The following is a 12,935-nucleotide window of genomic DNA, read 5'->3' as shown; positions in this document are numbered from 1 at the left end:
CCGGCCGATGGATGACTCGAACGGGTGGTGCTCGAACGGGTGGCGGCGGGGCGCGGCGCCACGTCTAGCGTTCCAGGATCACCAGCGGGATCTCGCGGGCCGTCCGCTCCTGGTCCTCCTCGAACGGGGGCCACAGGCCGGTCATCATCTCCCAGTACGTCTCCCGCTCCGCCGGCGTGGCCGTCCGCGCCGTGGCCGTGAAGAGAGCGGCGCCCACCTGGAGCCGGACCTCCGGGTGGGCGGTGAGGTTGCGGTACCAGGCGGGATGGTCCGGGGCGCCGTAGCCGGCGGCCATGACGATCAGCCGGTCCGCGTCCTCGCCGTAGATCAGCGGGGTCCGGGAGGTGCGGCCGGTGGCGCGGTCGAGCGTGGTGAGCAGGAGGGTGGGGACTCCGTGCCAGAGGTGTCCGTCGGCGCCCGCCGTGGTCACGTACGCGCGGACGTGGTCGAGCCGCGGGCCGGGCGGCGGGTCCGAGGGGTGGTCCCAGTCGACGTCGAGTGCGTGCATTTACCTGTCCTTAGGGTTTTGGCCCCCGGGCGGCTAACGAGCATTCATCGATTCTGGATGCGGCCGGCCCGTACCGCACGTCCGCAGGACCCGTCCGAAGTGCGTTCATGGCGACCTGGCCGGAGTATGGGGCCAGGGGAAACCGTAGGAGGTACGCGATGGTCAGTGAACCCGACGAGCAGCCCACCCGGTCGGACCGGCTCCACACGGGCGGGGACCGGCCGTACGACCCCGAAGACCTCGTGATGGCGACAGGCCACGACCCGACTCCGGAGCGGGTCGAGAGGGCGCGCCGGCTCATCGAGAAGGAGGGCCCGCAGGTCATCGAGCGGTACCTGCCGTAGTCGTAGCCGTACCCGTAGCCGGCAGCCGCTGCCTACAGCCCCGTCCCGGGTCCCCGGGCACGGGGCCGTGCGGCGTGAGGGGCGCGTACGGCCCGTTCAGGTCGTCAGCGTGGCCGCCGTGCCCAGGGCGATCAGCAGCCCGCAGATCCCCAGGTTCACGGCCCTGTGCTCCCAGAACACCGCGACGAACTCGCGGATGGTCGCGCTCGGCCAGTAGTACTTCGCCGTGGGCGATCCGAGGACCTGCCCGTTCACCCCGGCCTTGCGGGCCATCATCGCGGCCCGGAAGGCGTGGAAGTTGTTGGTGACCACCACGCACCGGTAGCCCGGGTCGTCCGCCGTCATGATCTCGCGGCTGAACAGCATGTTCTCCTCGGTCGTCGTCGACCGGTCCTCCAGCGTGATGTGCTCCGCCGGCACGCCCTGCGCGATCAGCCAGTCCGCCATCGCCCGCGCCTCGGCGACCTTCTCGTCCGAGCCCTTGCCGCCCGACGGCAGCAGCACCGGCGGCCGGCCGCCCCGGGCCAGCTGGGCCTCGTAGATGTCCTGGCCCTTGCGCAGCCGCGAGGCCAGCAGCGGCGGCACCCGGTCCCCGCCGATCAGGCCGGAGCCGAGCATGACCACGTGGTCGACGTCGCCGCGCACCCTGATCCGCCCGTAGAGGAAGGCGTACCCGAGGAAGCAGAGGAAGAGGAAGGATATGTACGCGACGATCACGGCGAGCGTGCCGACGATGCCGTCGAGGACGCGCGAGCCGGCCATCTGGACGACCATCAGCAGCGCGATCATCCCGAAGATCCCCAGCCCCGCGAGCATCGACAGCAGGTTGGCCGGGCGGCGCCCCTCCTTGCGGACCATGGTCACGCCGTTGCCGATCAGGAAGACGCCGAGCGCCAGGGTCCCGAGCGTGGGCACGGCGAAGACGGCCAGGACGATGGGGTACGCCACCCAGTTCGGCACCTTGTCGAGCTGGAGGAGCAGGGCGACCGAGAGCGAGATGAAGGTCAGTCCGAACAGCACGGCGTTGCGGAAGCGGCGGCGGTCCTCTCGCGCGCTCAGGCACAGGGCGAGGAAGAACACGGCGGCGAGGGCGAAGGCGACCATGCCGACCATCGTAAATGTCAGATTTGTGTACGAGTACGAGTACGTGTACGAGTGCGAGTAGGCGTGCCGGCCGTGCCGGGCGTGCCGGCCGTGCCGGCCGTGCGGCGCACCGAGCGTCCGGCCAGGACGTCCGTGCGGCGCCCGTCGCGCATGACGAAGCGCCCGTCGATCAGTACGTGCGGAATGCCCGTCGGCAGCACCCGCGGGTTCTCGTACGTGGATCCGGCCGCGACCGTCTCCGGGTCGAAGAGGACGAGGTCCGCGCGGTGGCCCCGCCGGACCAGCCCCCGGTCGGGCAGCCGCAGCCGCGCCGCCGGCCGGCCGGCGAGGTGCGCCACGCACTCCTCCAGCGAGAGCAGGCCCAGCTCGCGGACGTAGTGGCCTAGGTAGTGCGGGAAGGTGCCGTACGCGCGCGGGTGGGGTTTCGCGCCCTGGAGGATCCCGTCGGAGCCGCCGGTGTGGGCGGGGTGCCGCATGATCGCCCGGACGTTCTCCTCGTGGCCCACGTGCTGGAGGATCGTCGGCGCGAGCCGGTCGCCGAGCAGCAGCCGCCGGGCGGTGTCCCAGCCGGCCACGCGCGTGCCGACGTACGGGGTGAAGGCCGGGTCGGTGACGCCCGAGACCTCGATCGTCGACCAGTCGACCGGCACCCCGTGGCAGCCGTCCGCGCCCTCGACCTCCAGCGCGTACCGGATCCGCTCGGCCTGCGCGTCGTCGCGCAGCCGGGCCAGGACCGCCTGCGGGCCGCCCTCGTTCGCCCAACTGGGCAGCAGGGCCACGAGGGTGGTGCAGCCGGGGGTGTACGGATAGCTGTCGAGGGTGATGTCGGCGCCCGCCGCCAGGGCCTCGTCGAGCAGGGTCAGCAGCTCGCCGGCCCGGCCCTCGTTCTCGCCGAAGTTCATGGTGGCGTGCGCGAGGTGCAGGGCGCAGCCGGCCTCCCGGGTCAGGGCGACCATCTCGGCGTAGGCGGCGATTGCGCCGCGGCCGTACGAGCGGTGGTGCGGGCAGTAGTAGCCGCCGTACCGGGCCACCACCCGGCACAGCTCTGTCAGTTCGGCGCCGGAGGCGTACATGCCGGGGGTGTAGGTGAGCCCGGAGGACATGCCGACGGCGCCCTGCGCGAGGCCGTCGGCGACGAGCGAGCGCATTCGGTCCAGCTCGCCCGGGGTGGCCGGGCGGTCGTCCCAGCCGAGGGCGTACGCGCGGACGGTGCCCTGCGGCACGAGGTACGCGGCGTTGACCGCGACGCCCCGGTCGATCCGGTCGAGGTACTCGCCGACCGTGCGCCAGTCGAAGTCGACGTCGTCCCCCGGCCCGTTCCAGCCCGCGATGGCGGCCCGCACCTCGCCGAGCGTGCGGTCGTCGACGGGCGCGTAGGAGAGGCCGTCCTGGCCGAGCACCTCCAGGGTCACCCCCTGGGCGGCCTTCGCGCTGTGGTCCGGGTCGCGGAGCAGGGCGAGGTCGCTGTGCGCGTGCATGTCGACGAAGCCGGGGGCGAGGGCGAGCCCGTACGCGTCGAGGGTGCGCCGGCCGCCGGCCGCGATCCGGCCGATCTCGACGATCCGCCCCTCGTGCACGCCGACGTCGGCCGTGTACGAGGGCCCGCCCGTGCCGTCGACGACGCGGGCCCCGCGGATGACCAGGTCCATCTAGAAGAAGGTGCGCACGTAGTCGGTGACCGTGCCGTCGGCCTCCACCACCGGGATCAGCGGCCACTTCTCGAAGATGGTGCACGGGTGGGACATCCCGAGGGCCACCCAGTCGCCCACCTGCACGTCGTCGGCGGAGTCGGTCTCCAGCCAGGCGTGCTGGTCGGACAGCTTGACCACGCGGACGCCGCCGGCGGGCCGCTCCTCGCCGGTGAGGGCGTCCCGGACCAGCTCGGCCTCCGGGAGCCCGAGGTCGTAGGCGATGTCGCGCTTGCCGGCGTTGACGAAGGCCTGGGTGGGGGAGGGCCGGGACACGACCTGGGTCCACAGCCGGAACGCGGGGCGTAGCCCGCCCTCCTCGGGGTGCCGGTTGAAGGGGGTCAGGCGGGTGTACCAGCCGTGGTCGTGGGAGACGTACGCGCCGGAGCGGAGCAGCTTCAGCAGGGGGCGGGAGAGCTCCGGGAGCTCGGCGAACACGTCGGCGACGGCGTCGAACCAGGCGGAGCCGCCGGCGCTGACGACGATCTCCTCGAGGTCGGGGGAGAACCGCCCGGCCTTGTCGAACTCGACGGCGAGGGCGGTCAGTCGGCGCAGGTACGCGGCCACGCGCTCCGGGTCGGCGTCGGGCACCTCGGCCTCGTAACCGGCGATGCCGACGAGGCGCAGGGTGGGGGTATCGGCGACGGCGTCGGCGACGGCCCGGCAGTCTTCGTCGCTGCGGGCCCCGGTGCGGGCGCCCTCACCGGCGCCGAGCTCGACGACGACGTCGATGCGGGCGGGCGCGTCCCGCAGGGCCCGGTCCATGAGGTGCACCCCGCGCACGGAGTCGACGTAGCAGACGAAGTGGAAGTCGGGGTCGGAGGCGAGCTCGCCGGCGACCCAGCGCAGGGCGGCCGCATCGACGAGCTCGTTGGCGAGGAAGATCCGCTGGATCCCGAAGGCGCGGTAGACGCGGGCCTGGTGCGGGACGGCGGCGGTGATCCCCCACGCGCCGTGTTCCAGCTGACGGAGGAACAGCTGCGGGGACATGCAGGTCTTGCCGTGCGGCGCGAAGGCGAGGTCGTGCCGGGCGGCGTACGTGCCGAGGGCGGCGAGGTTGTGCTCCAGCGCGGCGGCGTCGAGGGTGAGTACGGGGGTGGTGAACCCGCCGGTATGGATCCCGCGGCGCTGCTGCGCGAGCTGCCCGACAGTGAGGCCGGCCGCCTGGGCGTCCGGGGGGAGGCCCTTGAACCGGTGGTCGACCGGTTCGTCGGCGAGTGCGGTGACGGGGTCGCTGGCCATGAGGGTGCCTCCCGGGGGTTGCGCTGTGTGCAACGGTCATTGCGGATACCGCTGCACGCTGTCTAACATCCGGGGTGACGGCGGGTCAACGCCGGGCGCGGGCCGTGCACTGGGGCTCCGCCCCAGACCCCGCGCCTCAAACGCCGGCGAGGCTGGATTTTGGCTGGCGTCCGCTGTATCTGCGCGCAGCGCAAGCCAGCGCGGGACTGGATTGCCCGCAGGGCAATCCCAGCCCGCCGGCGTTTGAGGCGCTGGGGGTGCCCCAGCGGTAGCTGGGGGAGGGTCCGGGGGCTGGCCCCCGGCAGCGGTGCCGCGCGATTCAGCCTCGCCGGCGTTTGAGGCGCGGGGTCTTGGGGCGGAGCCCCAGGGCCGGCGGAGCCGGTTGTTGTGACGGGACGCGACGGGACGGGAGGACGCAGGATGAGCCAGTCCGTGGAACGGGCACTCGCGGTGCTGCCGCTGCTCGCGAAGGGCCCGGCCGGCCTCACGGCGGTCGCAACCGCCCTCGGCGTGCACAAGAGCACCGCCCTCCGCCTCCTCCGCACCCTGGACCAGCACGGATTCGTGTACCGCCAGCCCGACGGCCGATACCGACTCGGGTCCAAGCTCTTCGCGCTCGCCGCCGAGGCCATCGAGAACCTCGACGTCCGGGACATCGCCCACCCCCACCTCGTCGAGCTGAACCAGGCCACCGGCCACACCGTCCACCTCGCCCTTCACCAGGACGACGAGGTCGTGTACATCGACAAGGTCGACAGCCGCTACCCGGTCCGGATGTACTCCCGCATCGGCCGCCCCGTGCCCCTCACCGTCGCCGCCGTCGCCAAGCTGCTCCTCGCCGACCTCCCCGAACCGGAGCGCCGCGCGCTCGCCGCCCGCATCGAGTACCCCCGCCACACCGCCCGCTCGACCCCGGACGCCGACGCGTTCCTGCGCGAGCTGGACCAAGTACGGGAACAGGGCTGGGCCACCGATCTCGGTGGGCACGAGGAGTCCCTGAACTGCCTCGGCGCGCCCGTGTACGGGCCGGACGGGCGGGTCGTCGCCGCGCTGTCGGTCTCCGCGCCCAGTGTGGTCGTCAGCGCCGAGGGGCTGCTGGAACTGCTGCCCCTCGTACTCCGTACCGCCGAAGCCATCAGCCGCGACTACTCAGGAGAGAGCACGTGACAGAGAAGGTCTACAAGGTCGCCGTCACGCCCGACACCCACACCACCCCGCCCGCGAAGTTCTCGCACGGCGTCCGCAAGGGCAACCTCCTCCAGGTCGCCGGCCAGGTCGGCTTCCTCCCGCACGTGGACGGGCAGCCGCCCACCCCCGCCGGGCCGACCCTGGCCGAGCAGACGCTCCAGACTCTGGAGAACGTCCGGTCCGTGCTGGAGGCCGGCGGCTCGGGCTGGGACGACGTGATGATGATCCGCGTCTACCTCACCGACGCCGCGCACTTCGCCGAGATGAACGGCATCTACAACGCCTACTTCGAGGAGCAGGGGCTGAAAGAGGCCCCCGCCGCCCGCACCACGGTGTACGTCGGGCTGCCGGCCGGGCTGCTGATCGAGATCGACGCCCTCGCCGTACTCGGCTAGAGGGCGGACGAGAGGGGCGCCCCCCTGGCGGTGGGGCGCCCCCGGATCCGTGCGCGCGTCGCGTCACCTCACGCGGTGCAGTACTGCGCTTCCTTGCCGATCGAGCGGTACATGCAGTCCGCGTTCTCCAGCAGCTGGAGCACCGCGTCCTTGTTGCGCGCGGTCTCGCGGTCGATGACCTCGTCCGGCGGGTAGAAGCCGCCGCCGCCGCTCTCCGGGTACATCTCGAAGGTGTAGCCGAAGATCTTCTGGTCGCCCCACAGCCAGTCGTCGATCGTCCCGTCCGTGATGTACAGGTCGCTCGACTGCTCCGGCGTGTAGCCGTTGCTGTTCGCCATGTTCGTGCCGATCTTCTTGAAGACGGCGAGGTCGTCGGCGGTCAGTCCCGGTGCGGTGTCGTTGTAGGTGTAGCCGAAGGGCCACAGCACCAGCTCGCTGTACGTGTGGAAGTCGATCGCGGCCTTGATCTGCTGCTTGCCGCCGACCACCCGGCTGCGGACGAAGTCCGAGACCGCCTTGACCTCGGGCGTCGATTCCGCCGCCGGACCCCGGTAGGTCTCCGAGCTGCGGCTGCTGCTGGAGCCGCCGCAGCAGCCCCACTTGTAGTTCCAGTTGCGGTTCTCGTCGGTGCCGACGTACGAGGAGCCGGCGTTGGGCTGGCGGTTCTTGCGCCACGAGCGGTAGGAGCCGGTGGCGATGTCGTACTCGCCGCCGTCCGGGTTGAGGTCCGGGATGATCCAGATCTCGCGGCCGTTGACCGCGTTCGCGACGCGCGCGTCGGTCGCGTACTTCGAGCCGAACTCGTTGATGAGGTAGAGGGCCATCTCGACGGTCAGGTGCTCGCGCGCGTGCTGGTGGTGCGTGAAGAGCACCTCCGGCTCGGCCTCGTCCGTCGCGACGTTGTCACTGATCTTGATGGCGACGAGGTCCCGGCCCTGGTACGACTTCCCGATCACCTTCTTGCTCATGATCGAGGGGTACTGGGCGACCCGCTGGTTGATCTCGGCCGTCATCTCGGCGTAGTTGTGGTACCTGGAGTCCGCCGAGGGGAAGTCCATCGGGCTCGCCGCGATCCCGGGGAGGGAGCGGTCGGGTGGTCCGGGCAGCGGGGTGAGCTTGTAGCCGAGCGTGCGCAGCTGCTTGGCCTGCATGGTGTCGGCGCTGACGACGACGGTGTGGCCGTCGATCTCGTCGATGGAGACGCCGGTACGGAGCAGTGCCGTGCGCTCGGCGGCCGTTTCCGGTCCGTGGATCTCGTACTGGACGATGGCCTCGTCCTGGGTGGCGGTGGACGGGGTGGGCGGTGGGGATGCCGTGGCGCTCATGCCGTAGGCGGGTGCGCCCAGCGCGAGCGCCAGCAGGGCCGCCGTGACGGCGGCCCTTCGGCGGGTGTGGAGGAGCCGCATGCGTTCTCCTGGGTGGGGAGTGTGGGGGTAGCCGTGCGGATGCCGCACAGCGTGCTCTCGTGGCATGTCCCGGTCAAGGGCAGTGATTCGGCCAACCCCCACACCTACCGCCTACGGGAGCCCGTGCACCTTCGGACCCACCGAGTTCGACCAAGCACTACCCGCCTTGGCGTCCCAGTTGGTCGACCAGGTCATCGCGCCGCGCAGTCCCGGGTAGGTCTTCGACGGCTTGAAGGAGCCGCAGTTCGTGCCCCGGGCGAGGCAGTCCAGGGCGTTGTTCACGATGGTCGGGGAGACGTAGCCGCTGCCCGCGCCGCTGGGGGAGGCCGGGACTCCGATGCCCACCTGGGAGGGGTCGAGGCCGCCCTCCAGCTGGATGCAGGCCAGCGCGGTGAGGAAGTCCACCGAGCCCTGGGAGTACACCTTGCCGTCGCAGCCGTTCATCGAGCCGCTGTTGTAGTACTGCATGTTGACGACGGTGAGGATGTCCTTGATGTTGAGCGCCGTCTTGAAGTAGCCGCCCTGCGTGGACTGCATGTCGATCGTCTGCGGGGCCATCGTGATGACCAGCGAGGAGCCGGCCTTCCCCGACAGCGCGCGCAGCGCCTGCGTCATGTAGGTCGGGTTCAGGCCGTTCTCCAGGTCGATGTCGATGCCGTTGAAGCCGTACTCCTGCATCAGCGCGTACGCCGAGTTCGCGAGGTTGTTCGCGGAGGCGGAGTCGTTGACGGAGATGGTGCCCTTCTCGCCGCCGATGGAGAGGATCACCGACTTGCCGGCCGCCTTCTTCGCGGCGATGTCGGCCTTGAACTGGGCCACCGTGTAGCCGCCGAGGCCGGCCGAGTCGAGGTTGAAGGTGATGGCACCCGGCGTGGCCGTGGCGTCGGCGAAGGAGACGGCGATGATGTCGTACTGCGCGGAGACGTCGGAGAGCTTCTGGACGGTCGCCCCGTTGTCGAAGTTCTGCCAGTAGCCGGTCAGCGCGTGCTTGGGGACGGCCGGGCCGGGACCCGGACCCGGGCCGGGACCCGGACCCGGGCCGGTGCCGGTCGTGGTGCCCGTCACCGCCGCGGACTTCGGGCCCTCGCCGGCCGCGTTGTAGGCGCTGACCTGGAAGGAGTACGAGGTCGAGGCGGCGAGTCCGGTGATCTGCGCGGAGGCTTCGGTCACGGTCCTGACCCGGGCGCCGTCCTGATACACGTAATAGCCGGTGGCCCCGCTGACCGCGCCCCACGAAAGGGTGAGCCCGCCGGAGCTCTGGCCGGAAACGGCGGTCCCGGACGGGGCGCCGGGGATGGACGGCCCCGGGTCGGTCGGCCCGCCGCCGTCCGGGCCGAAGACGCTGAACTCGTCCACGACGTAGGCCGGCTGGCCGTACCAGCCGTGCGTGTAGACGGTGACCTGGGTGGTGTTGGCGCCGGTGGTGAAGGTGGTGGAGAGCTTCTGCCAGCCGCCGCCCGAGCCGGGGGTCCAGGTGGACACGTCCTGCGTGCCCGTGCCGGTCGCGCCGAGGTAGACGTAACTGCCCTGGACCTGCGTGCTCAGCGTGTACGTCGAGTTCGGCTTGACCGTGACGGTCTGACTGCAGCGCGCGTTGTCCTGGCCCGCCGGGGTGGCCCTGAGGGCGCCGGCTCCGGCGAAGACGGGCGAGGAGACGGAGGCGCCGCTCCCGCCGGAACAGGACCAGTTGGCGAGGCCGGACTCGAAGCCTCCGTTGCGGGCGACGTTGACGTCCGCGGCTTGTGCCGTACCGGTCGCGAGGGCCGTGAGGCCGCCGGCGGCGAGGGCGACGGCCATGGGCAGGACGAGGGAGCGTATGCGGTTCACGTGGGCTCCGTGGGGGGAGTGAAGGGATGTCAGGGTGAGTGGGGCACCCCGCTCACAAGTTGGTCCAGACCAATCCTCGTGTCAATAGTCTTTGCAATGTGGCCTGAAGTGATCGGTCGTCCGATCCCTGTTGTCCGGGTTTCCGGTCACCTGTGACATGTGCTGTCGGCATGGGAATTACCAAGGCCCTGCCCTGCCGGGGGCGGCGCGGATATGGTGCTGGTTCCAGGGGGAAGCGCGTCGCCGATTTGCGGTCGCGCAGGGGTGAGTACCGGGCAAGCACCGGGTGAGTACGGGGTGAACGGGGGGATTCGCGTGCCGACCGCCATCGCTGTCACCAGCGCAGACCTGGTACTTCCGGCCCCCGACCGGCACACGCCCGGAGCCGCCGTGCTCCACCCGCCCGGGCAGCTCGACCTCGACGGCGCGCTCGCCGAGACCGGCGCCCTGCTGGAGCGGCACGGGCACCTCGTGGCCGTCGTACCGCCCTGGCTGCCGAGCGCGACCGTCCAACGGCTGCACACCGTGCGGGCCATCCTGGAGACCGACCGGATCGCCCTCCTGCCGATCGACCTGCCGCCGCTGGGCACGGCCCTGCTGGTCCGTCAGCTGCGCCAGCTCACCGTCTGCGACTTCAGCCCCGGCGTCATCGCCTCCGCGGCCCGACTGCTCTCCCACTACATCTACGCCGGCGCGCTGCTCGGCTCGGTCGCCAAACTCGACCGGATTCCGGTCGGCCTCAAGGCGCACGCCCGCTCCTGGTCGCCGAGCGCGCAGTTCGCCGTACTCGCCCACCCCACGCCGCACCTGGCGAAACTGGGCGGGCAGGACAAGGTCATCCCCGCCGGCCCCGAGTTCGCCACGCACCTCACCTTCGCCCGCGGCCAGCTCGCCTCCGAATGGGTCGCGGCCGAACTGGCCCCGGCCTGGCAGGTGCAGGGCGTACTGGAGAACCCGCTGCCCGCCGACTCGGCCGCCTTCTGGGGCACGGCCAAGCTCGTCGAGTTCGCCGCCGGCATCCCGGACCTGTCCGTGCTCTACCAACTCGTCGCCTCGGTCCGCCGCGAGCAGTGCCGCTGGTGCGGCCTCGAACTCATCGGCGACCGCTGCGGCTTCTGCCAGGCACCGCTCGCCGCACCGCCACCGGCGGACCGGCAGGTTCCCGCCGGCACGGCCCGCTCCAGACCCTGACCACCCGAACGCCCAACGAACGAAGAACGGCGAGGTAGTAAGGCCGATGAACTCACGCCAGCGCCGCGGCGTCATCCTGCTGATCCTGTCGGTCCTGTGCGCCCTGGCCGCCTTCGCCGGGGTCCTCGTGGTGATCGGCGACGTCAACTCCAAGGTCGGGGCCGAGGTCGTCGCGTACCGCGCCAAGGGCGACATCGCCCCGTACAGCCCGCTCGCGGCAGGGCAGTTCGAGGAAGTGAAGATCCCCAAGCGCTGGCTCTCCGACACCGCCGTCACCGATCTGGGCGCGCTCAAGGACAAGATCGCGCTCACGACCCTGAAGAAGGGCTCGCTGCTCCAGGCCGACATGTTCGTCGACCGGCCGCAGCTCCAGCCCGGTGAGCAGGAGATCGCCATCATGATCGACGCGGCCACGGGCGTCGCCGGCAAGATCACCTCCGGCGCCAAGGTCAACATCATCGCCACCTTCAAGGGCGCCAAGGACACCGACCCCTCACGGTCGGTGATCATCGTCGCCAACGCCCGCGTCCTGGGCGTCGGCAAGCTCACCGCCCTCGAAACGAAGGACAGCGACCGCAAGGGCGGCCCGTCCGAGGCCGTCCCGATCACCTTCGCCCTGAACACCAAGGACACCCAGCGCGTCGCCTACGCCGAGTCCTTCGCGGAACACGTACGCCTGGCCCTGGTCTCCCCCGGCACCGACTCGGCCCCGAACCCGGGCGACCGTACGTACACTCTCGAAGGGGACAGGTGACGCGCGGATGACCACCCGAATCCTCCCCGCGGTCGGCGACCCGGACGCCGCGCGCGCCATCTCCACGCTCCTCAGCCAGCTCCCGTCGGCGGAACCGGCCGCGCCCGTCGCCGACTCGACGACCCTGCTCGACACCCTGGCCCGGCTCGCCGTCGACTCCATCGACGAACTCCCCGAGGTGGTCCTGGTCCACGAGCGGATCGGCCCGGTGCCCGCACTGGAGCTCATCCGAGAAGTCGCCCTCCGCTTCCCGGCGGTGGGCGTCGTCCTGGTCTCCTCCGACGCCGGCCCCGGCCTCTTCTCGGCCGCGATGGACTCCGGCGCGCGCGGCCTGATCGGCCTGCCCCTCTCGTACGAGGAACTCGCGGCCCGCGTCCAGGCCGCCGCCCAGTGGTCCGTGGGCGTACGCCGCCACCTCGGGCGCGGCGCGGGCGCCGACGTCTTCACGGGGCCCGGCGGGCGCGTCGTCACGGTCACCGGGGCCAAGGGGGGCGTGGGCACCACCTTCACGGCGGTCCAGTTCGCGTTGGCGGCCGCGGCCTCGGGGCGGCGTACGGCACTGGTCGACATGGACCTCCAGGCGGGCGACGTCGGCTCCTACCTCGACGTGCAGTTCCGCCGCTCCATCGCCGACCTGGCCGGGATCCAGGACATCTCGCCGCGGGTCCTCCAGGACGCGGTCTACGACGACCGCACCGGCCTGGCCCTCCTCCTGGCACCGGCGGACGGCGAGCGGGGCGAGGAGGTCGACGACCGCGCGGCCCGTCACATCGTGGGCGCCCTGCGCGCCCGCTACGAGCTCGTCGTCATCGACTGCGGGACCCAGGTGACGGGCGCGAACGCCGCCACGGTGGAGATGGCGGACGTGGCGGTGCTGGTCACCACCCCGGACGTGGTCGCGGTACGGGCGGCGAAGCGGATGGTCCGGATGTGGGAACGGCTGCAGGTGCGCAAGGCGGAGGACACCTCGATGGTGGTCAACCGCTGGAGCAAGCACACCGAGATCCAGCCCGCCCTGATCGAGAAGATCACCAAGACCCGCGCGACCCGCACCCCGGTCCCGGCCGCCTTCAAGGAACTGCAGGCGGTGGTGGACGCGGGGCGGGTCCAGGACCTGGACAACCGCTCGACGGTGAAGCAGGCGCTGTGGGCTCTGGCGGGGGAGCTGGGCCTGCTGGCGGCGCCGGAGGAGTCCACCGGCCAGTCTCCGAAGCCGGCGGGCGCGGCCATAGCGGTCCGCGCCTCAGGCCCGGTGGCCCGGCTGCGGCGCGGGCGGGAGGGCTGAGCG

The 12,935-nt window shown here is 71.6% G+C and carries 12 protein-coding genes; 6 read left to right on the top strand and 6 right to left on the bottom strand.

Annotation, left to right across the window (positions count from 1 at the left end; translation table 11 throughout):
* Nucleotides 1-64: 64 nt before the first annotated feature.
* Nucleotides 65-508: a nitroreductase/quinone reductase family protein gene (locus OG625_RS14115; RefSeq protein ID WP_329380059.1), complete on the bottom strand. Its 444-nt coding sequence runs from the start codon at nucleotides 506-508 to the stop codon at nucleotides 65-67.
* A gap of 158 nt (nucleotides 509-666) precedes the next feature.
* Here OG625_RS14115 and OG625_RS14110 point away from each other — a divergent pair, with 158 nt between their 5' ends.
* Complete coding sequence (locus OG625_RS14110; RefSeq protein ID WP_329380056.1) at nucleotides 667-852, top strand: hypothetical protein; 186 nt, start codon at nucleotides 667-669, stop codon at nucleotides 850-852.
* Nucleotides 853-948: 96 nt separating this feature from the next.
* Here the strand turns inward: OG625_RS14110 and OG625_RS14105 are convergent, their stop codons facing one another.
* The 3 genes from OG625_RS14105 to OG625_RS14095 are packed head-to-tail and all read right to left on the bottom strand — an operon-like array spanning nucleotide 949 to nucleotide 4,886.
* Nucleotides 949-1,956 carry a YdcF family protein gene (locus OG625_RS14105; protein ID WP_329380053.1) on the bottom strand — a complete coding sequence of 336 codons (1,008 nt, stop codon included), beginning with the start codon at nucleotides 1,954-1,956 and terminating at the stop codon, nucleotides 949-951.
* A 17-nt stretch (nucleotides 1,957-1,973) separates the two neighbouring features.
* On the bottom strand, nucleotides 1,974-3,605 hold the full coding sequence (locus tag OG625_RS14100; protein WP_329380050.1) for an N-acyl-D-amino-acid deacylase family protein: 1,632 nt from the start codon (nucleotides 3,603-3,605) through the stop codon (nucleotides 1,974-1,976).
* Nucleotides 3,606-4,886, bottom strand: coding sequence for an amino acid deaminase (locus OG625_RS14095; RefSeq protein WP_329380047.1), 1,281 nt, complete (start codon nucleotides 4,884-4,886; stop codon nucleotides 3,606-3,608).
* Between the two features lie 420 nt (nucleotides 4,887-5,306).
* Between OG625_RS14095 and OG625_RS14090 the strand changes: the two genes are divergently transcribed.
* Together OG625_RS14090 and OG625_RS14085 are read left to right on the top strand one after the other, a co-directional pair.
* Nucleotides 5,307-6,053: an IclR family transcriptional regulator gene (locus OG625_RS14090; protein ID WP_329380044.1), complete on the top strand. Its 747-nt coding sequence runs from the start codon at nucleotides 5,307-5,309 to the stop codon at nucleotides 6,051-6,053.
* Nucleotides 6,050-6,469 (top strand): RidA family protein, encoded by a 420-nt coding sequence (locus tag OG625_RS14085; RefSeq protein ID WP_329380039.1) that lies wholly within the window; start codon nucleotides 6,050-6,052, stop codon nucleotides 6,467-6,469. The genes OG625_RS14090 and OG625_RS14085 overlap by 4 nt, the downstream gene beginning before the upstream one ends.
* A 68-nt stretch (nucleotides 6,470-6,537) precedes the next feature.
* On the opposite strand, the gene OG625_RS14080 is transcribed toward OG625_RS14085, so the two are convergent.
* Together OG625_RS14080 and OG625_RS14075 are read right to left on the bottom strand one after the other, a co-directional pair.
* Nucleotides 6,538-7,875 carry a M14 family metallopeptidase gene (locus OG625_RS14080; RefSeq protein WP_329380035.1) on the bottom strand — a complete coding sequence of 446 codons (1,338 nt, stop codon included), beginning with the start codon at nucleotides 7,873-7,875 and terminating at the stop codon, nucleotides 6,538-6,540.
* 111 nt (nucleotides 7,876-7,986) lie between these two features.
* Nucleotides 7,987-9,672 carry a chitinase gene (locus OG625_RS14075; protein ID WP_329390659.1) on the bottom strand — a complete coding sequence of 562 codons (1,686 nt, stop codon included), beginning with the start codon at nucleotides 9,670-9,672 and terminating at the stop codon, nucleotides 7,987-7,989.
* Nucleotides 9,673-10,017: 345 nt separating this feature from the next.
* Here OG625_RS14075 and OG625_RS14070 point away from each other — a divergent pair, with 345 nt between their 5' ends.
* From OG625_RS14070 to OG625_RS14060, 3 genes are read left to right on the top strand one after another with little or no spacing between them, the layout of a single operon-like run.
* Nucleotides 10,018-10,893, top strand: a complete 876-nt coding sequence (locus tag OG625_RS14070; RefSeq protein ID WP_329380032.1) for a hypothetical protein — start codon at nucleotides 10,018-10,020, stop codon at nucleotides 10,891-10,893.
* Between the two features lie 46 nt (nucleotides 10,894-10,939).
* Nucleotides 10,940-11,647 carry a Flp pilus assembly protein CpaB gene (gene cpaB / locus OG625_RS14065; RefSeq protein WP_329380029.1) on the top strand — a complete coding sequence of 236 codons (708 nt, stop codon included), beginning with the start codon at nucleotides 10,940-10,942 and terminating at the stop codon, nucleotides 11,645-11,647.
* A 7-nt stretch (nucleotides 11,648-11,654) separates the two neighbouring features.
* On the top strand, nucleotides 11,655-12,932 hold the full coding sequence (locus tag OG625_RS14060) for an AAA family ATPase (protein ID WP_329380026.1): 1,278 nt from the start codon (nucleotides 11,655-11,657) through the stop codon (nucleotides 12,930-12,932).
* Nucleotides 12,933-12,935 lie beyond the last annotated feature (3 nt).

It is taken from the genome of Streptomyces sp. NBC_01351, assembly GCF_036237315.1.
In the GTDB taxonomy this organism is placed as follows: Bacteria; Actinomycetota; Actinomycetes; order Streptomycetales; family Streptomycetaceae; genus Streptomyces.
This window is presented reverse-complemented; position numbering and strand designations above follow the sequence as displayed.

What these genes read in the sequence shown, in the direction of transcription:
- OG625_RS14115 (WP_329380059.1), bottom strand. Translation starts at nt 508, where the DNA reads ATGCACGCACTCGACGTCGACTGGGACCACCCCTCGGACCCGCCGCCC.
- OG625_RS14110 (WP_329380056.1), top strand. Translation starts at nt 667, where the DNA reads ATGGTCAGTGAACCCGACGAGCAGCCCACCCGGTCGGACCGGCTCCAC.
- OG625_RS14105 (WP_329380053.1), bottom strand. Translation starts at nt 1,956, where the DNA reads ATGGTCGCCTTCGCCCTCGCCGCCGTGTTCTTCCTCGCCCTGTGCCTG.
- OG625_RS14100 (WP_329380050.1), bottom strand. Translation starts at nt 3,605, where the DNA reads ATGGACCTGGTCATCCGCGGGGCCCGCGTCGTCGACGGCACGGGCGGG.
- OG625_RS14095 (WP_329380047.1), bottom strand. Translation starts at nt 4,886, where the DNA reads ATGGCCAGCGACCCCGTCACCGCACTCGCCGACGAACCGGTCGACCAC.
- OG625_RS14090 (WP_329380044.1), top strand. Translation starts at nt 5,307, where the DNA reads ATGAGCCAGTCCGTGGAACGGGCACTCGCGGTGCTGCCGCTGCTCGCG.
- OG625_RS14080 (WP_329380035.1), bottom strand. Translation starts at nt 7,875, where the DNA reads ATGCGGCTCCTCCACACCCGCCGAAGGGCCGCCGTCACGGCGGCCCTG.
- OG625_RS14075 (WP_329390659.1), bottom strand. Translation starts at nt 9,672, where the DNA reads ATGGCCGTCGCCCTCGCCGCCGGCGGCCTCACGGCCCTCGCGACCGGT.
- cpaB (WP_329380029.1), top strand. Translation starts at nt 10,940, where the DNA reads ATGAACTCACGCCAGCGCCGCGGCGTCATCCTGCTGATCCTGTCGGTC.
- OG625_RS14060 (WP_329380026.1), top strand. Translation starts at nt 11,655, where the DNA reads ATGACCACCCGAATCCTCCCCGCGGTCGGCGACCCGGACGCCGCGCGC.